Source organism: Mitsuokella apri, from assembly GCF_051886055.1.
GTDB lineage: Bacteria > Bacillota > Negativicutes > Selenomonadales > Selenomonadaceae > Mitsuokella.
In genome coordinates this window covers 1-23,969 of record NZ_JBJEXT010000065.1, presented here as the reverse complement: position 1 = coordinate 23,969, position 23,969 = coordinate 1, and the positions used below count along the sequence as shown (strand labels likewise).

22 protein-coding genes and 2 pseudogenes are annotated in these 23,969 nt (G+C 52.1%); 4 read left to right on the top strand and 20 right to left on the bottom strand.

Annotation, left to right across the window (positions count from 1 at the left end):
* Positions 1–32 precede the first annotated feature (32 nt).
* Entirely contained in the window at positions 33–365 is a 333-nt protein-coding gene (locus ACI4OH_RS09320) for a hypothetical protein (RefSeq protein ID WP_288312441.1), read from the top strand.
* A 33-nt stretch (positions 366–398) separates the two neighbouring features.
* On the opposite strand, the gene ACI4OH_RS09315 is transcribed toward ACI4OH_RS09320, so the two are convergent.
* The 19 genes and pseudogenes from ACI4OH_RS09315 to ACI4OH_RS09225 all read right to left on the bottom strand — a co-directional run bounded on the left by ACI4OH_RS09315 (position 399) and on the right by ACI4OH_RS09225 (position 21,565).
* On the bottom strand, positions 399–1,868 hold the full coding sequence (locus tag ACI4OH_RS09315; RefSeq protein ID WP_439784642.1) for a type IV secretion system protein: 1,470 nt from the start codon (positions 1,866–1,868) through the stop codon (positions 399–401).
* The gene (locus ACI4OH_RS09310) at positions 1,865–3,337 is read right to left on the bottom strand and encodes a hypothetical protein (RefSeq protein ID WP_439784641.1); all 1,473 of its coding nucleotides are present in this window, start codon (positions 3,335–3,337) and stop codon (positions 1,865–1,867) included. Before ACI4OH_RS09310 ends, ACI4OH_RS09315 begins: the two co-directional genes overlap by 4 nt.
* 37 nt (positions 3,338–3,374) lie before the next feature.
* The gene (locus ACI4OH_RS09305; RefSeq protein ID WP_317429684.1) at positions 3,375–4,169 is read right to left on the bottom strand and encodes a hypothetical protein; all 795 of its coding nucleotides are present in this window, start codon (positions 4,167–4,169) and stop codon (positions 3,375–3,377) included.
* 16 nt (positions 4,170–4,185) lie between these two features.
* Positions 4,186–4,752, bottom strand: a complete 567-nt coding sequence (locus tag ACI4OH_RS09300; protein WP_439784640.1) for a lytic transglycosylase domain-containing protein — start codon at positions 4,750–4,752, stop codon at positions 4,186–4,188.
* Positions 4,753–4,776: 24 nt separating this feature from the next.
* Positions 4,777–7,209, bottom strand: coding sequence for a hypothetical protein (locus tag ACI4OH_RS09295; protein ID WP_439784639.1), 2,433 nt, complete (start codon positions 7,207–7,209; stop codon positions 4,777–4,779).
* 4 nt (positions 7,210–7,213) lie between these two features.
* A complete protein-coding gene (locus ACI4OH_RS09290) occupies positions 7,214–7,348 on the bottom strand; it encodes a hypothetical protein (protein ID WP_288311312.1) in 135 nt (44 codons plus the stop codon).
* A complete protein-coding gene (locus ACI4OH_RS09285) occupies positions 7,345–9,828 on the bottom strand; it encodes a VirB4 family type IV secretion/conjugal transfer ATPase (RefSeq protein WP_439784638.1) in 2,484 nt (827 codons plus the stop codon). Before ACI4OH_RS09285 ends, ACI4OH_RS09290 begins: the two co-directional genes overlap by 4 nt.
* Complete coding sequence (locus ACI4OH_RS09280) at positions 9,821–10,831, bottom strand: hypothetical protein (RefSeq protein WP_439784637.1); 1,011 nt, start codon at positions 10,829–10,831, stop codon at positions 9,821–9,823. The genes ACI4OH_RS09285 and ACI4OH_RS09280 overlap by 8 nt, the downstream gene beginning before the upstream one ends.
* A 79-nt stretch (positions 10,832–10,910) precedes the next feature.
* Complete coding sequence (locus tag ACI4OH_RS09275) at positions 10,911–11,180, bottom strand: VirB3 family type IV secretion system protein (protein ID WP_177967327.1); 270 nt, start codon at positions 11,178–11,180, stop codon at positions 10,911–10,913.
* 206 nt (positions 11,181–11,386) lie between these two features.
* Complete coding sequence (locus tag ACI4OH_RS09270; RefSeq protein WP_439784636.1) at positions 11,387–12,595, bottom strand: RNA-guided endonuclease InsQ/TnpB family protein; 1,209 nt, start codon at positions 12,593–12,595, stop codon at positions 11,387–11,389.
* Positions 12,534–12,797 (bottom strand): annotated as a pseudogene (locus ACI4OH_RS09265) (IS607 family transposase); the annotation flags it as partial. The gene ACI4OH_RS09270 and the pseudogene ACI4OH_RS09265, both read right to left, overlap by 62 nt.
* Positions 12,798–12,803: 6 nt before the next feature.
* On the bottom strand, positions 12,804–13,166 hold the full coding sequence (locus tag ACI4OH_RS09260) for a hypothetical protein (RefSeq protein WP_288311321.1): 363 nt from the start codon (positions 13,164–13,166) through the stop codon (positions 12,804–12,806).
* 138 nt (positions 13,167–13,304) lie between these two features.
* Entirely contained in the window at positions 13,305–14,273 is a 969-nt protein-coding gene (trbB, locus tag ACI4OH_RS09255; RefSeq protein ID WP_439784635.1) for a P-type conjugative transfer ATPase TrbB, read from the bottom strand.
* Positions 14,248–17,025, bottom strand: a complete 2,778-nt coding sequence (locus ACI4OH_RS09250) for a type IV secretory system conjugative DNA transfer family protein (RefSeq protein WP_439784634.1) — start codon at positions 17,023–17,025, stop codon at positions 14,248–14,250. Before ACI4OH_RS09250 ends, trbB begins: the two co-directional genes overlap by 26 nt.
* Positions 17,026–17,039: 14 nt before the next feature.
* Positions 17,040–18,380 (bottom strand): TraB/TrbI/VirB10 family type IV secretion system protein, encoded by a 1,341-nt coding sequence (locus tag ACI4OH_RS09245; RefSeq protein ID WP_439784633.1) that lies wholly within the window; start codon positions 18,378–18,380, stop codon positions 17,040–17,042.
* A 14-nt stretch (positions 18,381–18,394) separates the two neighbouring features.
* Positions 18,395–19,531 (bottom strand): TrbG/VirB9 family P-type conjugative transfer protein, encoded by a 1,137-nt coding sequence (locus ACI4OH_RS09240; RefSeq protein WP_439784632.1) that lies wholly within the window; start codon positions 19,529–19,531, stop codon positions 18,395–18,397.
* Positions 19,532–19,579: 48 nt separating this feature from the next.
* Positions 19,580–20,353 (bottom strand): VirB8/TrbF family protein, encoded by a 774-nt coding sequence (locus tag ACI4OH_RS09235; protein ID WP_303165099.1) that lies wholly within the window; start codon positions 20,351–20,353, stop codon positions 19,580–19,582.
* Positions 20,353–21,150: a hypothetical protein gene (locus ACI4OH_RS09230; protein ID WP_439784631.1), complete on the bottom strand. Its 798-nt coding sequence runs from the start codon at positions 21,148–21,150 to the stop codon at positions 20,353–20,355. Before ACI4OH_RS09230 ends, ACI4OH_RS09235 begins: the two co-directional genes overlap by 1 nt.
* Positions 21,113–21,565 (bottom strand): hypothetical protein, encoded by a 453-nt coding sequence (locus ACI4OH_RS09225; RefSeq protein WP_302359406.1) that lies wholly within the window; start codon positions 21,563–21,565, stop codon positions 21,113–21,115. Before ACI4OH_RS09225 ends, ACI4OH_RS09230 begins: the two co-directional genes overlap by 38 nt.
* Positions 21,566–21,711: 146 nt before the next feature.
* Between ACI4OH_RS09225 and ACI4OH_RS09220 the strand changes: the two genes are divergently transcribed.
* The 3 genes and pseudogenes from ACI4OH_RS09220 to ACI4OH_RS09210 form a co-directional block, all read left to right on the top strand.
* Positions 21,712–22,695: a tyrosine-type recombinase/integrase gene (locus tag ACI4OH_RS09220; RefSeq protein ID WP_439784630.1), complete on the top strand. Its 984-nt coding sequence runs from the start codon at positions 21,712–21,714 to the stop codon at positions 22,693–22,695.
* Positions 22,696–22,812: 117 nt separating this feature from the next.
* Positions 22,813–23,097, top strand: a complete 285-nt coding sequence (locus ACI4OH_RS09215; RefSeq protein WP_439784629.1) for a hypothetical protein — start codon at positions 22,813–22,815, stop codon at positions 23,095–23,097.
* Between the two features lie 164 nt (positions 23,098–23,261).
* Positions 23,262–23,522 (top strand): annotated as a pseudogene (locus ACI4OH_RS09210) (gp53-like domain-containing protein); the annotation flags it as partial.
* 54 nt (positions 23,523–23,576) lie between these two features.
* Here the strand turns inward: ACI4OH_RS09210 and ACI4OH_RS09205 are convergent.
* The coding region (locus tag ACI4OH_RS09205; RefSeq protein ID WP_439784628.1) for a hypothetical protein at positions 23,577–23,969 on the bottom strand (393 nt) is incomplete at its 5' end.

The window sequence follows — 23,969 nt, the reverse complement described above, 5'->3', positions numbered from 1 at the left end:
TCCATTATGGATATTGACAAGGAGGACTCGCCATGGGGTTGTTTTCCAAGAAAAAGGAATCACATACGATTGAAGAAGCACTAAAAAATCATGATAAAAATTTCTCCTACACCACACGAACAGGATATACATATGATGATTTTCCATACATGATGCAACATACCCTATGGAATAATATATGTGCCACAAGTTTTGATGATGCTTTTGAAATGTATGCCCCAAACTTTTTGGCGACAATTGAAGAAACAAACAAAAATATAAAAATCTTACTGGAGCAAAACCTAATGCTTCAAGAAAAGGTTCGCTCCTTGGAAAACAAGGTTTCAAATCTGGAACAAAATCATACTCCTACCATAAAGCGTTAAAGGAGAGGGCTAAACGCCCTCTCCTTTAACGCTTTATTTCGTTTTATCGCCTTCGTTTTCTTTTGGATTTTTTGCTATGCTACGCGCAATACGCGAACTCGTCTCCGTCTGATTCTTCCGTTGAATATTCCTCATACCAGCCCGATACCCTCGCACTGCCGGATTGGAGCGCATGGCTGCTTTGCCAAGCTGGGCCAGTGTGCCGACAGTAAGGCCGCCTGCTCCAGAGTGTCCGGTAGCTTTGGCCAAAGCCGCAGCACCACGCACATTGCCAGCAGCGGCAGCTGCACCGCCTACTGCGCCGCGCATCGTCGAAGTCATACTGCTGCCACCGAGCGATGGCTGGCCGTTGAGCAAGCCGGAAGCCAGTTCCGAGATCTTCCGCACCAGGATATAGAGGATGAGCGCACAGAGCAGCACCTGGAAGATGATGCCGACCTGCTCCCAGGCATCCTTGGTACCGGCCACTTTTTGTGCAAAGCCGTTCAGGAACGGTTCAATGATGGTCGTCATGAAGGCGATGGCCATGATCTTGATGGCCAGGTTGAACATCGCGCCAATGGCTTTATCGGAAAGAAAGCTGAACTTCGAGGTGATCATGAACGGCAGGAGCGGCATGACCAGCATGGCCATGGTGTAGAACTCCACCCGCGCCATGAACATCTCGATGGCGGTGAGGAAGAGCAGCACGATCATCGTCAGCAGAGACACGCAGTTCACGACCAGGAGGCCCAGGCTGTTGAAATGCGCCTTGTCCCAGAAGACGGAGAAAATTTGGATGGCGTTGTTGACGATGTTATCCGGCGAAACATCTGCTGTTGTGCCGCCTGCCATGAGGCCCATGGTTTCAAAGCCCTGCGAGAGTGCAGTCATGAGGCCCATACCTCCCACCCAGTTCTCCAGAAGGAAGATGATGAAGCCAACCTTGATGGACAGCGAAAGCAGGTACTTGATCTTGTCGCCGGAGATCAGCTTGAACGAAAGCTCCCAGGACGCTTCGATAACGGTGAGGATGAGCAGGATACGGATGCAGATTGGCGTGATGACGGATGCGCCGTGGTTGATGACCTGCTGATAGGTGGACATGAAGTCCCCAAGGACGCTGATCTTGCCGTCATTGGAACTCTTGAGATCCGGCACGAATGGTGTAACGGCTGCGCCAGAGCTGGAGACATCCGGCATGGTGAAGACACTGAGCAGGAAGCTGCCAATGTTGACAGCCAGGCCAGCTCCCAAGATCCAGTTCCACATGGTCTTCTTGCCGTCTTCTACGCCCCACATGACCATGCCCAGGGCGACGCAGGTCATGATGACCACAACGACTTTGGCAATCGCGACAAAGGCTTTGGCGATGGTCTCGAAGTCCTTGTCAAACGTTCCGCCGATGCCGGTTCCCTGGCTCACCAGAGATTCGGACGAGGCAGCAAGTGCGATATCGCTATGGGCTGCGAGGAATGCGATGGCCAAGAGGCCCAGCACCCAATACGAAGATTTTCCTTTCATCGATGGTTCCCCTCTTCCCTTCTATGTTCCGGCGGCGCATCCACGGCGTCCAGGACGGAGCGGGCCGCTGCCATTTTCTGGCTGCTGTCGAGTTGGCGGAAGCACGGCGAGGCCCGCAAAGCCATCAGACAGACATCATCGGATAATTTTGCAGCACGCAACTGTTTCGCCACCAACAGGTCGGCCTGGTCGGGCAAGATACCGGGATTCCCTCTGGCAATCTGACGCAGCGAGGCAAAATAGATATCCTTCGGCACAGGCTTCGGTTCTTGCAGAACTTGCGCCAAGGGCCTTGCGTGCTGGACTTCCACCAGCTGGAACAGTGGATTCTTCGCCCGCTTCTCACGTAGCTCGCCGACAAGCTGCGTGGAGATCTTGACGATACGGTCTGCCGTTTCCCGTAGTGTCACCCAGTCCTGCTTGCGCCGGTCGGTCTGCTGATTGAGGATTTGCAGCTGTTTCTGGATCTGCTCCAGCTCCGGCGGCGTCTTGACTTCGCATTCCTTTGCCGCACGCGCAACGCCGACAGTCAGGATGGTAACAGTCTTGCTGAGATTCTGGAAAGCGTTGAAACGGTTCAGCGTTTCCTGCATGATGCGGATGGACTTCTCCCAATACTGGAAGCTGTCTCCTCGCTCATGCTGGTCTTTCATCTGGCGGATGGCCGTCTGCATCTTCTGATAGACGACGTTATCTTCATCCAGCGGGTTGATGTCCAACATGGACATCGGACGTTTCGGCTCAATCTCCTGATAGGCTTCCTGCAAGAGAGTCTTCAGTCGATTGACTACGGCCAGCTCCTTCTGGTAATCCGTCACAGCATCTCCGGTTGGTGCGGGCATCATGAACTCCAAAGAATTATCCATCAGGCAGTTCCGGATGGTATCTGCCGGAAGCTTCGCGCGGTGTAGGAGTTTCACGACTTCCTTATCGGCATCCCGCAGTCTCTGTGATGGATTGCGCTGTAAGACGGCCTTTAGATAGGCATGGTAGATGTCATGATTGCTGCTGTCGTAAGTCAGCTGATTGATAGGCTTGGCCTGCTGGACTTCCGGCAATGTCAGGACAGGATTGATGGTAGACGCCACAGCGATGACGGCATCGGTGTAGCGGTCTGAGGTGCCGATGTTGAGCGGCATGTACGTCAGGCAGCGGATAATCCGGAAGTAGTCCATGTCCGCTTTCCACATGGCCAGGGCCACATCCCTCTGGCGGGGAAAAATCTCTTCTTCTTTCTCCAGATCCATGGGATGCTCTTTGACGACATCCGCCAGGAACGAATAATAGAGATCGCAGTCACTGATATTCATGTCGAAGAGCGCATCCTCTTTCGGAACGGCGTTCTCGATAGCGGCCAACGGCGAGTTGGGCAATTCCTCAAATTCCTTGTCGCCGGGATAAGTGTTCAGGTAAGTCATCATGAGCTGAGAATCTACCGTTGGTTCTGTTTCTTTTGCTTCTTCGGCCATTTCTTCATCCCCTTTCGATGTCCATGATGGACATCCATCACCAGTTCTTGACCCATTCCGTCAGCTTCTGCCGCGATACTTCTTCCAGCTGTTCCACGGCGGCCTTCTCCAGATTGTCGGCATAGCCTTTCTGGGACTGCGTTGCGACCAGCTGGGCCAGCAGGCGGTTGCTATTCTCCGTAGCTCGTACATTTGCTGCACTCAAGGCTACGAGGGACTGCTGCACCTGCATGTCACCTTCTGCGTTGGCAGCAGCTTTGACAGCTTCATCGACACTCTTACTGATGGCGTCATCGGATTTCTGGACGCCCCGGGCTGCTGTTGCCGCATCCACAAAGCTGGCATCCAATGCCTTGGCGTTGTTCTGCGCCATTTCATGCATAATCGGCACTTCCCCCTGCTTGAAGATTTTACCAAGATCGCCCATCTGATTCTTGAGGATGTCCGCCGGGGTCGTCGTCTTATTGAGGATGCTCGGCGAGAGTCCCATCTTCTTCAAAATCTCTGCATTCTGCGATGCGTTGGAGGTATCTGCCCAAGTTATTCCCTGTTTCGCTTCTTTGTCATTCTGATCCAGCTTTTCCTTTGTCTCATCCGGCAGATGCTTCATGTTGATTTTCTGAAGAATCAGCTGGTCGAGGTTGAGGTTCTGGATGTTCAAGGTGTGTGCGACCATCTCAATGGCCTTGGCAATATTCTCTGCATCGAATACCGCGACGGCAGCATGACTCGGGCGTAGGACGACAGGCATCACCAGGACGGATGCGCCCAGTCCCATCACGACACCAGCCGCGATAACGGCTTTCTTTCGGCTGCTTATCATGGACAGCATGGGAAATTCCCCCTTTTCAGTATCCATCTCCATAATGCGCCAAGAGGCGGTTATAGGAGTCTGAAACATTCACGATGTAGGCTTGTGTTTCGGCATACGGCGGGCAGCCGCCATAGTTGTAGACCGCCTGCGGCCCGGCATTGTAGGCTGCCACGGCATCCGTCACGGCATAGTCACCATATCCCGCAAAATCATCCAAGCACGTCCGTAGGTAGGATGCACCACCAAGCACATTGTCCAGCGGATCGAAGGGATTCACGCCGATGGCCGAGGCGGTATCCGGCATGAGCTGCATGAGGCCGATGGCTCCTGCCGAAGATGTGTGATAGAACGTGCTGAAACTGAACTTGCTCTCATTCTCCATGATGGCAGTAATGAGCAGCGGATCGACCTGGTATTGTGCGGAAGCATAGCAGATGGCATTCGTGATCCAGTCCACCTGCTCGGCATCGCCGTTATAGCTTGCCACATCATTTGAAATGACTGTGTAGATGTCTGCGGCTTCGCCTCTGCCTGCGGAAAACGACAGGCAGGAGAGGCCAAGCACAGCCAGGCACAGCAGCGATTTCCATATTCGTCTCATCTCATTCTCGTCCTCCATTCTGTTTTATGAATCCGATACGATTGTGGTTTCCGTCGTGGTTGTGGTCGTCACTTCCTCCGTGACTTCTTCTACGGTATCGGTATAAGTCCTGACGCGGCTTGCCCCGCGTTCTTCTTCCTGCTGCTTTTCGTCATTTGCCTGCTGGAAACGGGCGTGATTGACCAGGAGGACTCCGTAGTCACTCTGCTCGCCCCGGCATGGCGATTCGTTCTGCATGGCTTCGGCAATATCCGGAGGGGCAAAGCCCTGAATCAGCATGGTTTCGGCAATCAATGCGTCCATCTGCGGATTGTACGGCAGATCGATGGCATCCCGGATCCGGCTGCGGTGATACGCATATTCTTCCTGCGCCGTTTCCGCATGGAGCTTACGCGGGACTGGATGATACTGGTTCAGCTTGTCCTTCTCATCCATCAGCCGGTTCTTCGCATTCGGCAGGACGTATTTCTGGTAGTAGCTGGCATCCCGTCCCGGCTCGATTGCGATAGGCGACAGCTCCTGCAAGGCTTCCCGGATTTCCCTGCCGTTGAACTTCCCATAAGCCAGCATGGCCTTGACGACATCTACGTCCATGCTGCTCTTGATGAAGTGACGTTTCTGGTACTGCTCATAAATGGCACGCTCATAGAAGGATTTCGCATCTTCTTCCTGCGGTTTTGGCACAGTCTCGGGCTGATAGTTCTTGATCCGCATGAGCCGGTCATATACTTGATGCGTCCGTTCCAAAATCTCATCGGCAAAGGTTTCCGGCAGGCGGTCGTCCGGCGTTTCGGTTGCCAGGATAGCTTCGCGGATAGCCAGCGGCTCGTATCCTTTCAGCATCATCTGTAAGGCGGTACGGCCACAGTGGAACGCGGACAGATTGTCCTGCGGTGCTACGCCCTGATAGGCCAGGCCGTGCTGTTTGTTGAACTCCTCGAAGATAGACTTCTGCTGCTCCACGCTCTTATGGTGAGACTCCAGACGTTTCTCCGCAGCCTGGATGACATGCTCGGCATACTGTTCCTCTTCCGGCAAGCGGCTGCCAGAAAGAATGATGGCACGCGGCGAATCGGCCAAGGCCCCGGCCAGGGCTTCCCTATCGAAGTCCGGATACCGGTTCAGGCAGGCTTCAGCTAGGTCTTTATCAAGATAAGCGGCAAAAAGATGCTGCTCCAGACTGGGGTTCAATGCCAGGCGTTCCCGCAGGATGGAAGCCATGATGACCGCAGCGGAAATGCCTGCTGCGGTAAGGGCCGCGTAGGTCAGTCCTTTCTGGATGTCCGGCAACTTCTCATGCAAGAGGTTCTGCTCCTTCTTGAGCAGCTTCTTAGCCTTCTCGACCAGCCACAAGGCGTAGTTGGGACGCGTGGAAGCCGCCACCCCGCTCTGCTCATTAAGGGCCTGCATGATCTCGTCGTCCATGTAATGGCGGGACAAGAGTTCCCGCACAGCCAGGCAGTCGTAATAAGGACGGTCTGTATTCTGGATGCCCATTAGGTGACCGCGCTCTTTCAGATCCTTGTCATACTGCTCGATCAGGTCTTTGTACTGCTCTTCACAGGTCAGCACCGGCTCGTCCAGGGCTTCCTTCAGTTCTTCCCGGTCTTCTTCTCCCGCCAGCAGGGCCTTGACGTACTCGTCGGGATTCCGTCCCGGCTCCTTGGCGACAGGTGAAGCGTGCAGCAGGACATTTTGAAGCAGTTCTTCCGGGAATTCCTGTTCCTTCATGTCCTTGACGATGCCGATGTCATCGTCGTAGTTCAGGAGCTTGGCCCCTGTGCGATCCATGTAGCGTTTGGCGAAGATGCGGTAAACATCATAGCCATTCCGGGCATCATCCAGGGTATCCGGTGCATTCCGGATGTCCAGGTACGCCTGCTTGACATGGCCGCACTTCTCCATGATGCTCTTGATGTAGGCAGAATCGTAATCCGAACGTGCTTCCAAGACATCGGCGATGGTCTGCTCGGAATAGCCGTCCTTGACCATCATGGCGATGATGACTTCGCCTTCCCGGTAGTCCTGATAAGCGTCATCATGATCGTCATACTTGTTGCCGTTATTCTGCCGATACGCTTCATAGGCATTTCTGGCACGGTCGAATTCCTGGCCGGAACGCTTTTTGCGTTCGTCGTTGACCCGGCTCAGTACCTTGTCTTCGTAAATCTTGACCAGTTCGGGGACTTTGATGTCCCGCGCGAAGAGGTTCTGGTCGGTATAAGCTTCTGTGACCTCCCGCATGGAATAGCCGTGTTCCAGCATGTCGCAGATGACCTTGAGATCCTGCGGCAGGTACAGGTTTTCGAACTCCTGGCAGTGCCGACGCTTGACTTCTTCATAATCCAGTCCCTGCTCTTCGGCTTCTTCCCGCAGCTGCTGATAAAGCTGCTGCGCGTTCGAGCGGAGATCTTCGCTCATGATGATGCGCTGATAGGCGCGTGTTGCCGGTTCCATTGACTCAGTCCTTTCTCTCCTCCGTCTTCAAGTGGGATTTTTTCTCCAAACATTCCACGCGCTCTTCCAGACGGTTCACGCGGATTGACGCATAAACCGCAAAGAGCAGGCTCATGCCGAGCATACACATCACAATCATGAGGATTCTCCTTTCCATTCCGGCAGCATGAGATTATGTTCTGCCAACCAGTGTTCATTGAAGGCTTCCGGGCCAAATTCCGTCAGGATCTGCTCGCACCGATTCAAACCGTTCTTATCAACCGCCACATAAGCCAATGTCAGCGGGCAGTATTCCAAGCCGAGATCATAGAGGCGCGAGCCTTCGGAAGACGTATAGTAATAATGCTTCCGTTTCTTGGCCTGTGACAGGATCTCCATCTGGCGTTCGTTGAGCTTGAACTGCTCATAGACTTTCTTGCGCTTTGGCTCCAGGGCCAGTTCATCCGGCAGGAAGATATGAGTCTTACAGGAACCGAGGATAATATCGAAGAGCGGAGAGTTCACGACATCGTCCAGAGACTGTGTAGCAAAGATGACGCTGGCGTTGAACTTACGCAAGGTGCGCAGCCAGTCCTCAATCTTGTTTGCAAAAAGCGGATTCTTGAAGAACATCCAGCACTCATCCAGGACAATCAGGGTTGGCCCGTCTTTCGTGATGTCATGGCCATCATAGCCTTTGAGAAGGTTCTCGATGCGATGGAAGATGAACATCAATGTCGGGCCGATGATGCTCTTCTGATTGATGATCTTGCCCATCTCGAACGTCTGCCAGGAAGACAGCTTGAGCGTGTCTTCGTCAGAGTCGAAGATATTGCCGTACTCACCGGCGTTGCCGTTCTGGTCATTTTTGGCGAGCGGATAAAATGCTGTTTTCAGCTCGTCATCCTGTAAATAGTCAATGAAGTTTGTGATGGTGCGGAAGGCCAGTGGAGAGTCCGCCAGAATGCCGAGCGCATCACGGATCAGGCTCTTGATGCGCGGCGTAATCTCGACGTTCTCCTCACGCAGGAAATCGCAAAGCCATTCCTGCGCCCATTGGCGTTCATGGATGTTGTCGACCTGCGCCAGAGGCTGGAAGGACAGTGCATTCTCCCCCTCTTCACCCAGGTCGTAGAATTTGCCGCCGACACCATACGTTAGGACTTTGGAACTCTTGCCGTTATCGAAGATGATAATGCGGGCATTCTCATACTTGCGGAACGCGGCTTCGATGCAGTTCAGGTGGACGGATTTACCGGCACCCGTATCGCCAACCAGCATGGTATGGCCGATGGGACCGACATGCAGGTTCAGACGGAACGGCGTATTGCCGGAGGTCTGCGTGTAAAGGAGCGGCGGGCCATCCAGATGCTTGTTCCAGGCCGGGCCTGCCCAGATGTCGGAAAGCGGCATCAGGTGAACGAAATTGCCGGTGGAAACGAGTTCCCGGCGGATATTATGGCCCACCATGCCGGGAAGGCTGCCCATCCAGCCGTCCAGAGCGTTGACATTCTCAATCTGGGCCTTGAAGCCGCGATCGACGAACACCTGACGGACGACACGTGCCTTGTTCTCCACGGCTTCGACATCCTCATCCATCACGATGACAGCGGTCGTGTAATACACGTAGCCGAAGGAATCCGATTCCACCGCCATCTGCGCGGACTCGATTTCATCGAGCAGGCTGACGACATGCTTGTCGTTGTAGCGATCCGTATCCGGCTCCCGCGAGTGGATGATGTAGCTCCAGATTTTCTGTAGCTTAGCCCTCCACTTGCGCCGGATTTTTTCCAGCTCTTTGAGGTTGTCAGCCTTAGAGAGGCAGTAGCAACGCGTCGACCAACGATAAGGAAAGTCTAGCTGATTCAGAACATCAAAGTAGCCGAAGTCCGTTGTCTTACTGTACTTGATTGGCGAGATGACGCGGATGTGCGTCTTGTTGAGCTTCGGTTCCAGGCCGCCATAAAGCGGTGTGTCGTACAGATATTTATCAATCAGCATGGGATGCTTGGGAAGATGCAGCGGTCTTGGACGGTCGGATACGGTAGAATGCAGGTAGGTCAGGGTCTCGTCTGCGGTCAGGAGCTGAATCGGAATACGCTGGCCGGTGAAGGTATCGTAAAATTTCTTGACCTGTTCCATGAATGCCTGGATGGTATCCTCGCCGTGAATCTCCTTGTGTTCCCGGCCCTCTACCAGGAGTTCCTTCATCTTCTCGCGGCTGTCCGGCGGGGCCATCCAGTAAAGAGTAGCGTAGAACTTCGACTCGAAGTGACTGCCGCTGCTGAAGAGTTCTTTGCGCTCCTGATCCATCGCCCAGGTCAGCGGATCGGGGAAGTGATTCTCCGTCGGATATTCGGTAGACGGGATACGCTGTGCTTCAAAGTACAGGCACCAGTCCGTCGGGATGGCGGCCAGGGCCAGATGGAGCTGCAAGGTGATGGAAGCCAATTCCTGCTGGATGGCAGAATCGAGATCCGGCCCATGGTAAGAGAACGTGACTTGCATCGATCCATCCTTATTCAAGACAATGTAGGCCGGGTCGTTCGTACTCGGCATTTCTGCGCGAATGATGCGCCCCCAGATCATGACATCGCGCAGCGGCTTTTCGTTGCGCCGGAACCAGCTTGTCCTATACATCGGCCTCTCCTCCTTTCTTGTGTCCATGCGCCAGCAGTTCATCCAGGCTGTCAAATCCCAGGATTGGCGGCACGATATTCGAGCGGAACATTCCCGGCAGGCTTCCCCACCAGACATTCTTCTGATGATAGTTCTCAATGAGATATGGCAGCTCCATGGAATCGAGCAGCGCTACGAGACGGTCGCGTTCAGCCGGATACTGGTCTTCGTAGAATGGGAAGAAGAATGCGTCCATATGATAGCCGTTAAGCGTCTTCAAAATGTCCTGATTGATGAGCTGCCGGATGGAGCCTCGCCCCGGACACCAGTTGGCTGTATACCAAAGCTCTTCTTTCTTTGCCCGCTTCGGACTGAAAAGCAGCAGGCGGCGAACGTGCCGATAATCCTGCGCCTCGAAGGCGTCAAGAATCTTCTCAAGCTGTTCGTCCTCGCAGGAGGCTGTCAAAGAGAGGACGCACAACTTCTTCCCGTCGATACGCAAATGGCTGTGCGTGAAGTCCAAGTCGATATCCTGCGAGAGCAGCGCATCCAAGTAGAGCGGCACTTCTGGCATCTCGACATGCCGGTCACCGATGGAGAGGGAAAACTCCAGAAAATCCAGGATTTCCTGGTATTCCAGCAGACGACACTTTGTCACTTGTTCCAAGGCATGGCGCGTATCTTGCAGCAGATGCAGGAATGTTTCCTTTGCTTCATCCCAGTCCATGCTCTTCTTGAGGATCCCGTTTATGATATGTCCCCGGTTGAAAAACGGATTCCATGCTACTACCAGGTAATGCCTGTCCCGATGCTGCTGATGTTGATGCTCCATCCAGAAGCACCAGCCGTTCTTGAACTCCGGCAGGATAATCGGCTTTCCTGCCAACGGCTGATACGGCTCATAGGCCAGGACGCCGAAGAAACTGTCATCTTTTCCGCGCATGATGCTGGGATGCACCAGTCCTCCCCAGGAAAGCCAGTCCGCTACGCACGTCGGATCCATCTCATATTCTTTCCATGTCAAATTCGTCACTTCTTCCTCGCTGATTCCTTTCTCTGTGAAAAAAGCGAGATTTTCGCAGATGAAATCTCGCTTTCCAGAGTCAGGTAGAATAATAGTCGTTTTTTGTCTTGTAGATGAGATAGCAGTCAAAAGACTGTGCATCATCTTCCGCTAAATACACGCTCAGGAAATAGAGCGGCCCCGTGATTGCTACGATGTAGTAGAACTGAAACATCGCAACGAACAGGAGCGTGACAATCGCCAGGACAACCAGCACGCTGGTCGGCGCACCGGCAAACAAGATGTGTTCGGTCAACGACTGATAAAGCGGCAGATGCGTCATCGAGTAACCATCATTGCTTTCTTCCATAGGAGACTGCTACTAAAAACATAGACAAAAATGTGCATGTCTTAGAAAAATTCCTTATTCATCGTGTATGCTTTTGTCCAAGCAAGCCTGAGACTACTCACAAGTTCTTGTACACTCCAAAGGCGTTGGCCGTGTTCCTTGCCTCGCAAGGCAACGGCCTGTTCCCGACTAGCCATCGGTACATTTATCGAGATATGAATCGTGAATCAGGCGATATAATACTTCTTCGTATCGCGCAGATTCAGCGCTGCATTCAAGTCGCGGTCTTCTGTGTAGCCACATGCGGGACAGACGTAGATACGGTCTTTTAGTTTCAGGCCGCTATGCGCGTGCCCACAGGCGTGACAGGTCTTGGAACTCGGGTAGAAGCGGTCCGCGATGCGGAACTCGATGCCGATGATTTCTGACTTGCGCCGGAGTTTCTCGCGGAAGGAGTAGAAGCGCTGCTGCGCTACTGCTTTTGCGAGATGGCGGTTCTTCATCATGCCGGTCACGTTGAGGTCTTCTATCGTAATGAAGCGTGGTTTTTGCTCGACCAGTGCGTGGATGACCAGATTCTCGTGATTGCAACGAAGATTCACCAGCCGCTGATGCAGTCTCTGTACCGATAATTTCTTTTTCTCTATGTTTGCAGAGGCAGTAACAGTACTACCACCTTTCTTCTTTCGCATCTCGTACTTGCGGCTGAGATGCCTCTGCTCTCTTCTCAGCCGCTTCTCGAGCCGTCTGACCCGAGAAGACGTATTGATATTTTCAAAAATCCTGCCGTCGCTGACGATGGCAAGGGATTTGACACCAAGGTCCACACCGATGCCATCCGACTGTGGATGGTACGATGCTTCCAAGTCATTGTTATAGCGGCTCGTTTCCTCAATCTCGGCCGTGACCGAGACGTAGTAGCGGCCCGCTTCATAGGAGACGTGCCCGTTCTTGATGGTCACGCCCTGCGGCAGGTAGCCAAATTCCTTCAGGCGTACTCTGCCGATGGTCGGAATCTGTATCTTGTGCCGCCAGATCGTCCAGTCGCCCTTGTTGTTCTTCGGAAAGTAGAGCTTCACATTCTGCTGGTTCTTCCGCTTGAAGCGTGGGAAATGCGCCTGACCTTTGAAGAAGCGTCTGAACGCCTGCTCCGCATTGACGAGAACTTTCTTACGCGCTTTAGAGCCGCATTGGTCAATCCAAGGGAATTTCTTCTTCATCACGTGATTGACGTACTTGTCGAAGTCATTGGCTGTGACAAAACGACGCTGTTTCTCATCGAGGACGCCGCGCTGATACAGGCGGTACAGCCAGATATTTCGGGCAATGTATTGATTTGCGAGGAAGCGGCAGATGCCGAGTGAACGGCGGACTTTATCCTTCTGCCCCTCGGTGAGACGGAGCTCTGTCTTGAATGCCTTCAGCAAGTTCCTCATCTCCTTCAATCTGCTTCTTGTACTTACGTAATCCATAAAGCCGACAAGAAAATACATGAAGTATACTGACAATATCCTGTACCAGCTCTTCCTGCGGAGACAGCTTCTCGTTCTTCACGACCACAATCTCCACGTTGAACTTCTTGCAGAACCGTTCAAACCAATCGAACCCGAATCTGACAAAACGATCGCGGTGTGACACCTCCTATCAAAATGTGAGGCTGGATGCCGTGATGCCGAGCGACTGGCAGAGCGTATCTACCTGCGTCATTGCAGCACCGCAGCCAACGCCGATTGCGGAATCCTTGGTGATGGACTGGCTGCCACCCATGCGGTAGTTCGCCAAGCCGATGACCAGGGAACCAACCGTGATGGTTCCGGCGAATGGGCCGGAAACAAATTTGACCAGAGTCTCCATCGGCTTCTGAAGCGGCGTGATCTCGATGCTCGATGCATCGCTGGCCATGCCGACCGCAGGGACCAAGAGCATGATGGCCATGCAAGACAGCGCATCCTGATGATCCGTCAGGAACTTCTTGATGTCTGCTTTCGTGATTTTGATCTTCTTCATAAAAATCATCCTTTCGCATGAATCCGTGTAAGCCGCAAGGCTCATTGCTTTTAACACTCATTATTGTACGGGATGCGTTACCCGAGGAAACGCCGTTTTATTTCACGCAGGGCATTTTGTCGATGTCCATGATGGACATCAGGCGATATGCTCGATCTCGTATTCCTGCGTCACTTTGTCATATCCCTTGACGTGGATAATCTCATCAATACGGCGTTTGATGCCTTCTTTCTTGATGTAGATGATCATGTCTACCGACCGGCCAATCATGGCGGGCTGTGGATTGACGGATACTTCGGCGATCATCTGCTCCAGACGGTACAGCGTTTCTTCGGCGGAATCGCTGTGAACCGTTGCGCAGCCTCCATCGTGTCCGGTATTCCAGGCTTTCAAGAGCGACAGAGCTTCCTTGCCGCGAACCTCGCCTACGACGATACGGCGCGGCGATTTGCGCAGCGTGATGCGCAGGAGTGTGTCCATGTCAATCATAGGCCGCTGCGTCTTGAGGTTTACATGATTGGGGGCTGTACATTGAAGTTCTCCGGTATCCTCGATAATGACGATGCGGTCGCCGGTCTTCGATACTTCGGCCAGCACGGCGTTCAGGAGCGTTGTCTTGCCGCTGCTCGTACCTCCGGCAGCGATGATGTTCCAATGATCCTTCACCGCCTGGATGATGACATCCCGCTGATGCGCACTCATCGTGCCTTGCCGGACATAATCGTCGAGACCGAACACGCGTGAAGAATGCTTGCGGATGTTGAAACTTGGGTAGTCCACGATGGACGGGAGTTCTCCCTGAAAGCGCGCTTTCCCGAACAGATACGATTCCTTGATCTCTGCTTCCAGGTATGGCTTGTTCTCAATATCGATGGTCGTGCCGGAAAGGGCTGCGACGCCGTAGATGATGCGCTTGGCCTGTGGCGGCGGAATGATGAGTCCGGTATCTTCCCAGCCGTGGTCTGCGGTATCAATCCACAGACGCTGATCAGTATTCAGGGCAACTTCATTGATGTTGTCATCGTGCATATAATCGACGATTTCCCGGCCCATAGAATTGGCCAGAGCATCAAGGGTACGATTATGCTCCTTCTTCTCCTGATCCATTGTGTTCATCTCCTTCTTTCTTCTCCGTCACAGGATGTCCATCATGGACATCCTGCTTCTTTTTCCTGCCACTCAGCCATTTCAGCACAGCAGGATCATCCGATTCATCACTGGTATCCGGCTTGCTGGATTCCGTGCCCTCTTTGCGCTTTTCTTCCGGATGTCTATCATGGACATTCGCAGGCTGCTGCGACGTTGCTACTTGCTGCGCTTCCGGATGAGCTTGCCCCGGCTCTTCATGGTGAGTGTCGGCAGTGCTTCGACGGTCTTCCCCGCCTCGATCTTTGTCAGCGGCTTCAGCTGCTGGACTGCCGGAAGGCTGCGGCACGTCAGGGGCTTTCTCGTTTTCTGCATGTGTTACTGTCTCCTTCTCCACTTCACGCGTTTCTCGATCCTGTGCAGGAACCATGGGCTGCGCAGCCGCTTGAGGTGCCACAGGAGATGCGGGAGGATTCTCTTTCTTTTCAGCAGCTTTTCTTGCTTTTGTGACGGCTGCTTGCTTTTCCAGTACATCGGCCACTTCCGGCGCATGTACGCGGAACAATTCTTCATATGTTTTCACTTCCGTACATACATCACTGAACTGCGGATTGGGGATGCCACCTTTATTGCCATGCTGCGGATCATAGACGCGCTTCTTGAAGAACGGGACATTGAACCACTGAATCTTCTTGGCCAAGATTGGCTTTGCTCCCTGCACCATGACCAGTTCCTTCTTCTTGCTCATGCGCATGATCTCATCCGGATTCATGAGCTTGCGGCTAATCTTCGACTCCGATGTGGACTTATCGGCCAGCCCTTTACCGGACTGATTGTGTTCCCGTATGGTCTTGTCGCCCATGATTTCTGAGAGTTCCTTGGCCTGCTGGATATTCGAGGGCGTCATGTAGATTTGGATCTGGCTGTTGTCCAGGATGGAATTATCCTTCGTATAGATCTGGTTGATTTGCGTGATACTCTGGACGACCGTGCAGATTTTGACGCCATATCCGGCGCAGATGGCCAGCGTATTCTCGATGGTTTCCATCTTCTTGAGCTGTGGGAACTCGTCGAGCATCAAAAGCAGCCTCTGTTTCTTCTCTGCCGGAACATCGAATTTCATATCCCGGACAGTCTTGGCCAGCATGGTATTGACGAAAAGGCGCGTCAGCGGACGCAGCTTTTCTACGTCATTCGGCTGCAAGACCAGGTACAGCGATACCGCCTGCTGAGGGTTCAGCAAATCCTTGAAGCAAAAATCCGACACAGCGGTGTTGCGCTTGATGAGCGGATCCTGGTAAAGACTCAGGGCCGTCTTGGCCGAGCCGATGATGGATTCTCGCGTCTCCTTGGCGTTATTGACGATATTGGCGGCACATTCGGCCACTTTGGGATGAACGAGCAGCTGATAGAATACGTGCTGTTTATCCATTGCCAGAAGGCCATCAATCTCTGCTTTATTGCTGCACATCATGATGTCCGGTGCTTTCCAATCCACCATATCCTTGTGTCGGATGATTGCCTGGCGCAGATTCTCAAATGCGATGCGGGCTTTTTTCTCCGGGTTGCTTTCCTGAACCTCCAGGATGTCAGCGGCTTCCTTCTTGGGCAGCTTCAGAGCCTCGACAAACGGCTTCAAATCCGGCACATACGGGCCATAGATTTCTTTCAGCGGGTTCTTGCGGCAAAGCGGCTGTCCTTTTTCGTCTTTCATCGGAATGAGATTGCCGTCTTTGTCCTTCTTGTAAACCGGCTTGCCTTCGGCATCCGTCTTGGGATTTCCCTTCTCATCCACATCCTGCTCGTAAAAGGGTTCCTCCAGGAATTCCTCCGGAGAAATATGTGGATAGATCTTCATGGAACTGTAGAGATGGTCAGTATCCATAGTCGGCGAAGAGATGAAACTCATGGCATCCGTCGGACAAGGCAGCTCGCGCTTTTCCTGGCAGTTCTTGTACAAGAGGTGCAGCACCACGCCGTTGAGCAAGGTGATTGCCGAATTGTCCCAGAACGGGTCTTTATTGCTGCCTTCGCCCGTTTTGACCATCGTTTCATTGATAGTCTTGACATCCGACATCTCTTCAAAACTCTGGAAGTTGATTTCCGCATACGGGTTCCAGCTGGCACTGGAACCGTCCTTGCAGAGCGGTTCAAACTTCATGACTTTCTGCCCCAGGACATTCTTGCGGTATCCCGCCGTTGCCGTCCAGAGTTCTGCTTTCGGGTCGAAGAAGAACATGGAGTGCTGCCAGATGATGCCAGTCGGGATGATGATGCCGATGCCTTTACCAGTTCGTGTCGGAGCCGCCAGAAAGACATGTGCCGGGCCATCATCCAGCAACAGTGTGTTGTCGAACGGATTGCTGCCGATCACGACGCCGCTGTCTTTCGGAGTCAGGCCCATGGCCTTGATGTCCTTTGCTTTGGCAAATTCCGCTGTACCATGCGAGGACAGCACTTCATACTTCTTGTTGATGAAGTAGCAAATGGCCAGGCCAAGGAAGATCATGCCCCAGAGCCAGAAGGTGTGGCCGCGCAGGACATGCGGAATCACCTGCACCAGGACAGGATCCTTGTTCCAGGACAAATGCGCCAATGGCTGATAGAGGCGGATATGGCCCAGCGGGAGGTAGATTCCCGACAGCAGGTCATTGTAATCACAGTCGGCTGCAATCATCTGCGTGATGATCCATTGGCCCAGCACATAGCAGATGACCATCGTGGCAGCGCAATATTTCAGGATGAATCCTTTATCATAGAAATCGTCTTGCAAAATCCTTCCTTCTTTCAATTTGAGAATGCAATCGGCTGCGTGACGTAGATGTTAAATTCATAGCCGGGATCTACTGTGATGGTCGGCTTGACATCATTCGAGGTAAGATTGTTGAACGTATCCTGCCCCAGCGTCACGCGATCTACAGAAATCGTACTGAGTGCGGTAAACGCAGCATTCAGGAGACCGTTGCCGATCTTCTGTGCAGAATGACGATGGAGATTGCCCTGAATGCCGTTATAGCCCTGACCATCCACGGCTACCATGCTGCTGCCGACGGAGTAAGAACCGCCATCCGGCAGGACGATGGTCGAGAAGGTCACATTGACGCGTCCCGATTCATTTGCGCCGGACTCATAGCTGCCAATGATGCGGCTTCCGGCAGGAATCAGGAGATTGCTGCCCGTAGCCGTATCATAGACATCAGATTCAACCTGCGCTGTAACCTGACCGGCAGTATCGGTATTGATACCAGAATAGAGCATGACCGGGATTACCGTCCCAGCCTGCAAGACATCACTGCTTGGTGCAGAGTAGGAGAAACCGCCATTATCCGAATCAGAAGCAGCCGATGCGCTGGCAGAATCTGCACTGCTGTCCGATGCAGCTGTAGTGTCGCCAAGAGCAAAGGCGATAGCAGACTTAAAGCGGTCGGCCAGACTCTTTTCTTCCTGGCTGCTTGCATTGTCCCCGCTGCCGCCTGTGCTGGAAGACGCAGAACGGACAGCCTGCACCGGAGCTGGCATCGAGGATGCATACGACGGTGCTGCTGCGGAAGGCAGGACATACGGAGACGAGTACGAAACGGGTGCAGACGCTGACCGGATGGCTGGAACCGAAGCAGGTGTGCTGCGTGGAGCCGGAGAATCCGATGATGCAGCAGGCTGTTGCGCGCTCGGTGCTACCTTCTGTGCGGTAACGCCTGGATTCTTACCTTTCGCATTCTGTTCTGCCTGTGCCAATTTCATGACGTTCGGGTCTTTATAGTCCAGCTGCCCATCGCCATTGCGCTGTGAATTCTTGGATGCTTGTTCCTGCTGTGTCGTCTGCTGCGGGGATTTGCTGGAAGCCCCTTCCTCATGCCCCATGGCCTTATACAAGAACGCCACGATTACGACGACAACAACAAAAATCAAGGCCAGATTGACCAGTTTCTTGTTGATGCCCAGCGTCTTATCTCGCTCTCCATCCGTCATGCGGACTTTGCTGAGATTCTTGTTCTCCTCCAGGATGGCCTGGTCTTCTGCCGCATCGGCAGCTGCATCGGCTGCCGGATCATCATCTACATCTATAGTTCCCTTCTTGTCATACTTCTTGCGCCGGACAAGATTCTGTATATCCTCCCAGAATTTCAATCTCATCACCCGCCTTACTTATGCTTGATGGTAAGAGTATCGTTCCCATCTTTGATCTGTGCCATATCGAAGACTTTTTCGACAATATAGTAGTTATCCTTGATTGTGTAGTTCACGAGCTGCATCTCTTTATGTCCGCGTTCCCGGATAAAGATAGGCAGCTGCTTCTGTGCGGCCTTCTTGAACTTGATATAGGTCTGCGTGCCATCTGAGAACACCATGGTCGGCTTGTTCCCGTTTCCCGACACGTCATAGTTAAAGTCCAGATCTTCCACGTTCGCGACATTGACCTTGCCCATCGTGATGCGTTCGTTCTTCTGCTCTTCAATCAGATTGGCATTCTGCGTCTCTGCATCGTAAGTCCAAGATACGATTGGATTGTACCAGTCTGAGGTATTTAGGATCAGCTGATAACTCCTCTTGTCCGTCGTGACAATCAAGTTCGTGGTCGAAGTCTCCACCACCGGCTTGATGAAAAGGTGCGGCGTGCCGTCGACAGTCGTATTGCTCACGGCCCAACCTGCCGTATCACCGCCGCCAACGTACTTGATGGTTTCACCCTTCTTGAATACCAGGTCGGTTAAATAGCCCCGGCGGCAATAAATCTTGTAAAGCTGATTCGGCGCATAACGGAACAGCATAGTGCTGTTTCCCTGGCTGTTGATGGCGTCCTGCGTATAACTGACGGAAGATGCGCTGCCGCCTGGATTCACCAGATAACGGCTGCTGGATGCCGAACCGTGATATCCCTGTGCGTAGTCATCCGGAGCAGCGTTCATGGCAGCATTGGCCTTTTGCAGCTTGTCGAGGGCTTTCAAGATAGATGCCTGCGCGTCTGACAGAGCCGTGACATCACTGCGCAGATCATTGATCTGCGTGGCCAAGGATTCTACTGCTCCCTGTGCATCATAAGCGGAACGGTTATCCTTCAGGCGATCCAGCTTGCTTTCCAGGTCACTGAGGCGATTCTCCAGTTCCTGATTGCGCTGATTGACCTTCTGCTGGTTGAGCTGCTGCAATTTCTCCTGCTGTACCTGGATTTCAGCATCCAGGTCGCTGGATGCCGGAGCAGCCATGACGCTGCCGCCAAACAAGGAGACTGTCATCAGTCCGATGCATACTGCCTGCCGCATAGATTTCGTTACCATCATGTTATTCGTCCTTTCTTTTTTGGATATCCATCATGGACATCGCCATCATCACTTATTCACTGCGTTTCCCGCCTGCGTACCGTTTGCCGCTGCTTTCTTCCCGGCTGCATTGACCGCCGACGCATCCTGTACGAAGTCAAAGCCTGTAATATAGAGGCCAAGCGGATTGATCAGCATGTCTTCCTGCTTGACAGGGAGTTTGGTATAGGAGAACGTCCCGCTCATTGGAATATCCTGGTACTCTGCCGAGTTGATCTTCACGACCTCTTCCGTCCAGCGAACAAGATAGGAGCTGTCTGACTCCGGCACCTTCTGGACGGAAAGATTCTTGACCGATACCGTATACTTGCCCAGCTTCTTGTTCTGGTCATCCTTCATCGTCGATGCATATTTCTGTGCTGCCGTCATGGTCAGAAAATGACCTGCCTTGGTCTGCATATTGCTGTATGCAACGGGGTCATAGCCAATACTGCGTGCATTCTTGACAAACTCCGCGATGAAGTATTTGATTTCAGCTTCCTGCGGCGTGTAGTCCGAGTTGGTGAAGGCTCCTGCCTTCTGGACTTCGCCAGTCGACTTATCGACGGTCACGACGTAGGGAATGACCTGCGACTTTGCCGACTGGAAGACGAGTCCGCCAGCCAGGACGACACAAACAACGGTGAGGCCAATGGATATTCTGCGCCAGTTGTACGCCTGCACCACTGCACTTCCCGTGCGCCGATCCCAAGTCTCTTCCGCACGGTCTGCGGGAGTAGCTGGATTCCTGGTGCGCTGCTGGTTGTACTTCTCGCGCTGATGAAAAAGATTGGAAAGTGACATCACGAAACCTCCTGACGATGATAATACTTTTGATATAGGACAAAGCCCAATGACAGCAGCAGTGCGCAGCCTAATGTCATCAGGAAGAATCCCCCTCCTAAAAAGGCGGCGAAGCCTGGCAGGACGAAAACATCGCCCATGCCGATGCAGATGATGGGCTGCCTCTTTTTCTTTGCCAGCCAATAGATGGCCTCAAAGATTCCCAATGCCAGCAGCATGACGGCTAGGATAATCATCTTCTGCTCGCCGCTCAAGAGTATCATGCAAGAATTGAGGGCATCATCGAACCGCCAAAGCGGAGCAGCACCATCATCCAAAAAGGTCACGATGATTACGAGTACCATCAGACCACCGGCAAAGCATGGCAGAAACGGCACTCTGCCATGCGGAAGGTTATCTGCTGTATCGTTGGCTCCTGCTGTAAGATGAGGTATCTTCTGATGGGAATGCCATTGACGGCAAGCCTGTATTCCCATTTCCCACAGGCTCGAAGCAACATACAGCATCCGGAACAAGATCAGATAGATAAGGAATGAGAACAGATAAACCAGAGCAGTTTGATAGCTGCACAGGAACAGTCCGGTTGCCAGCAGGGCAATGCAGCGAATATCGATGGTTCCGTGTTCGGCATCTTCCAAGACCATCTTCCAGAACAAAACGAAGACTGCCGTCAGGAAGAAGAAGCCGAACCGAAGCTCTGCGTTCAGAAAATTTGCCAGTGGAATAGCCAGGAGAACCGAAACCGCTGCATACCCGACCTTATTTTTTAGATAGCGGGCTAAGGTAGTATTCACCATTTGGCATTGTCACCCCCAATGTGTATGTCATATTTCCATCTGCATCTGTTTGCGTGGTATACGTAAATTTGGACAGGTCGATTGCTTCTGAGAAGTATCCCTGCTCATCCCGAACGGTTCCGAGGTCACTCAAGTTCTTCGGAAAAATCGGCCCCGTTGTGTAGAACATGTATGAGTTCCCATCCTGCTGCGTCCGGATCTCTACATTCTCCGGATCCACCTGCCGGTGTGCTTTGGCATACATCAGCAAGGCACTATCCAGCGCATCACATTCGCGAACCAGTACATCTGCCCGGTAATTGTCAATGACCCTGGTACCAACGTACATAGACCCAGCAAAAGCCAGCACAAAGAACAAGATGGCCAGCATCACGGTCGGAAACAGGAACCCTGCTTGCTTTACCAGTTGTTTCAAAAACGCTCCCTCCTCTTGCAAAAGTAACTCTTCCTATAGGCTACAAGAAAACTTAGCCGCTCAAATGCCTATTTTTTTCATTGCTATAATAAAATTGCCGATGTCCATGATGGACACCGGCAATCAATACCCAGGGAGGAAGCATTATGAAACTGAAAGACTACATCTTATACTGGTACAAGACCTACCGACAGCCTGGTCAGGCCAGGACAACGCAGATCACAACCATGAGCTGCATCCGGAACCATCTATTGACCGCACCATTGTCAGAAAAGGAGCTTGCGGAGATTCACCTGCGAGATCTCCAGACCTTTTTGATGGAAGAATATCTCCATGGAAAGAAGACGAAGCTCAAATATGTTGATTTGACAGGCGAACCTCTCTCCGCCTATACCATGACCAAGCTGCGGCAGATCTTGATTGCAGTCTTCAGGCAGGCAGAAAAGGAAGGGCTGATTGTCCGCAACATCGCATTGGATACGTCTCCGATCCCGATTCGCCAGCAAAAGGAAAGTCCCGTCTTCACACCAGAGGCACAGCGCAAATTCCTGCAAGCTACAAAATCCCATCGATTCTACACCGCATATGTCTTGGCCTTCTATCTTGGCTGCCGCCGCAGCGAGCTGCTGGGGCTGTCCTGGGATAGTATCAATTTCAAACGCAACTTCCTCACCATCCGGCAAGTCGTCGTCCTGGAAGATGGCGTCCCCGTTGTTCGGCCACGAACGAAGACACGAAACTCACTCCGCACGATTCCCTTTCCAAAAGAAATTCGCCTGCTGCTTCAAGAGCATCGTCAGAGGCAAAAGAAAGAACAGCAGCAACCCGGCTACCACAATGAATACAACCTTGTATTTGCCAACAAAGATGGCACACCGCACAATCCTGCCTATTTCAGCCGCAACTTCAAAGCAACCATCAAACGCCTCCCCTTCCTGTCCAATGATCTGCACCTGCATTCCACGCGTCACTCCTGGGCCACGAACATGATCCAGTGCGGCATCAGCATAACAGACGTACAGGCACTAGGAGGCTGGTCACGAGCTGATACGTTACTGAATATCTATGCGCACAGTGTCAAGGAAAGCCAAAGAAAAGCCATGAAAAAACTCTACCGAGAGCTGCAATGACCTTCATTCTCGCAGAGTAGCAATCTTCCAAAAGGAACTATCCTTCCATATATTGGCGAGCTTAGTAAGATTCCAAATGGTTGGTTTTTGTGCGATGGAAATAATGGAACCCCAGACTTGAGAGATCGTTTTCTTACAGAAGCGGGAAGAAGCTATACGCTCGGAGATACAGGGGGAGTAGACCAAGTCATTTTAAAGGAAGAGGAAGAAGGAACGCATTATCATACTTTTGGTTTCATAATGGCAATAATGATGGATACTTTCTTTCTACAGCTAATCAGTTCGTTTTTGGAAATCTTAATTTCGATAGGAAAATTTACCCAGCAAAATGGAATGGCTCTGGTGGAGGTGGTTATTGGAGCTGGGATGGCGGATCAACTTTTGCTCCAGGGCAGAATTTAATAACAAGTGCTGCTATATCTGTTGCTGCGAAAAAGCCTCATGAAAATCGTCCTCCCTATTATGCTGTCTACTACATCATGCGAGTAAAATAAGCCTCGCAGAGTAGCAACAGCGGCAATGAGCAAAGCACCTTATCGAAGAGTGGATGGAAGCGCTTTTCTGATGGGCTTACGATTGAGTGGGGGGCAGCTAGCGGAACAGGAAAGCATGTATTTCCTAGAGCGTTTTCCAAAGTCTTTTCCGTAACAATCACGAAAAATAATGACAATAGCGGTAGTGCGCCGGGTGTTGATACAATCATCACAGGGACAGATAATACTGGATTCTATACAAGGATTCAAAAGATGTGGGATACGCAATACAACGGCGCCAGCTTAAGTAATGATTGGCATAGTGTTTATTACATAGCTGTAGGTATATCGTGAAAAAGAAGCTGTATATGATACTGACATTCATTTCATATACAGCTTCTTGCTATTTCAATATCCAAATGCGACGTATTTTACGTGCTTATGCTCCGTACCAAAACCATCAGCCGCTAAAGCGGATCTGCTATCAACGAAATGATACGTATCCGAGTCATCATCATTGCTAGATCCATCATTTGTCCACCAGAACACTTGTAGACATTTATGTGGGAAAGGTTTTGGGAAAGTGTGTTTCCACAAATTTCTCTGAACTGAACTATTCCCCTTATGTGAATCATGAAAGGTGATCATTGGTTCTAAAATGCCATCAGCATCACCTCGCATAACAATCAATTCGCCAACCTGCATCCAGCTCGAACCATCAGGAAAAATAATAGATTCGCCGGTACTGCTACTCTGCGAGGATAATGGTACTTCTAATGTGAATCTGGGGAGTGTATCGCC

Coding starts and splice junctions, on each gene's coding strand:
- ACI4OH_RS09290 (WP_288311312.1), bottom strand. CDS start 7,348: ATGATTGTGATGTGTATGCTCGGCATGAGCCTGCTCTTTGCGGTTTAT.
- ACI4OH_RS09230 (WP_439784631.1), bottom strand. CDS start 21,150: ATGGTGAATACTACCTTAGCCCGCTATCTAAAAAATAAGGTCGGGTAT.
- ACI4OH_RS09235 (WP_303165099.1), bottom strand. CDS start 20,353: ATGTCACTTTCCAATCTTTTTCATCAGCGCGAGAAGTACAACCAGCAG.
- ACI4OH_RS09240 (WP_439784632.1), bottom strand. CDS start 19,531: ATGATGGTAACGAAATCTATGCGGCAGGCAGTATGCATCGGACTGATG.
- ACI4OH_RS09305 (WP_317429684.1), bottom strand. CDS start 4,169: ATGCTGTCCATGATAAGCAGCCGAAAGAAAGCCGTTATCGCGGCTGGT.
- ACI4OH_RS09220 (WP_439784630.1), top strand. CDS start 21,712: ATGAAACTGAAAGACTACATCTTATACTGGTACAAGACCTACCGACAG.
- ACI4OH_RS09315 (WP_439784642.1), bottom strand. CDS start 1,868: ATGAAAGGAAAATCTTCGTATTGGGTGCTGGGCCTCTTGGCCATCGCA.
- ACI4OH_RS09295 (WP_439784639.1), bottom strand. CDS start 7,209: ATGGAACCGGCAACACGCGCCTATCAGCGCATCATCATGAGCGAAGAT.
- ACI4OH_RS09310 (WP_439784641.1), bottom strand. CDS start 3,337: ATGGCCGAAGAAGCAAAAGAAACAGAACCAACGGTAGATTCTCAGCTC.
- ACI4OH_RS09270 (WP_439784636.1), bottom strand. CDS start 12,595: ATGAGGAACTTGCTGAAGGCATTCAAGACAGAGCTCCGTCTCACCGAG.
- trbB (WP_439784635.1), bottom strand. CDS start 14,273: ATGGATCAGGAGAAGAAGGAGCATAATCGTACCCTTGATGCTCTGGCC.
- ACI4OH_RS09300 (WP_439784640.1), bottom strand. CDS start 4,752: ATGAGACGAATATGGAAATCGCTGCTGTGCCTGGCTGTGCTTGGCCTC.
- ACI4OH_RS09320 (WP_288312441.1), top strand. CDS start 33: ATGGGGTTGTTTTCCAAGAAAAAGGAATCACATACGATTGAAGAAGCA.
- ACI4OH_RS09285 (WP_439784638.1), bottom strand. CDS start 9,828: ATGTATAGGACAAGCTGGTTCCGGCGCAACGAAAAGCCGCTGCGCGAT.
- ACI4OH_RS09275 (WP_177967327.1), bottom strand. CDS start 11,180: ATGGAAGAAAGCAATGATGGTTACTCGATGACGCATCTGCCGCTTTAT.
- ACI4OH_RS09260 (WP_288311321.1), bottom strand. CDS start 13,166: ATGAAGAAGATCAAAATCACGAAAGCAGACATCAAGAAGTTCCTGACG.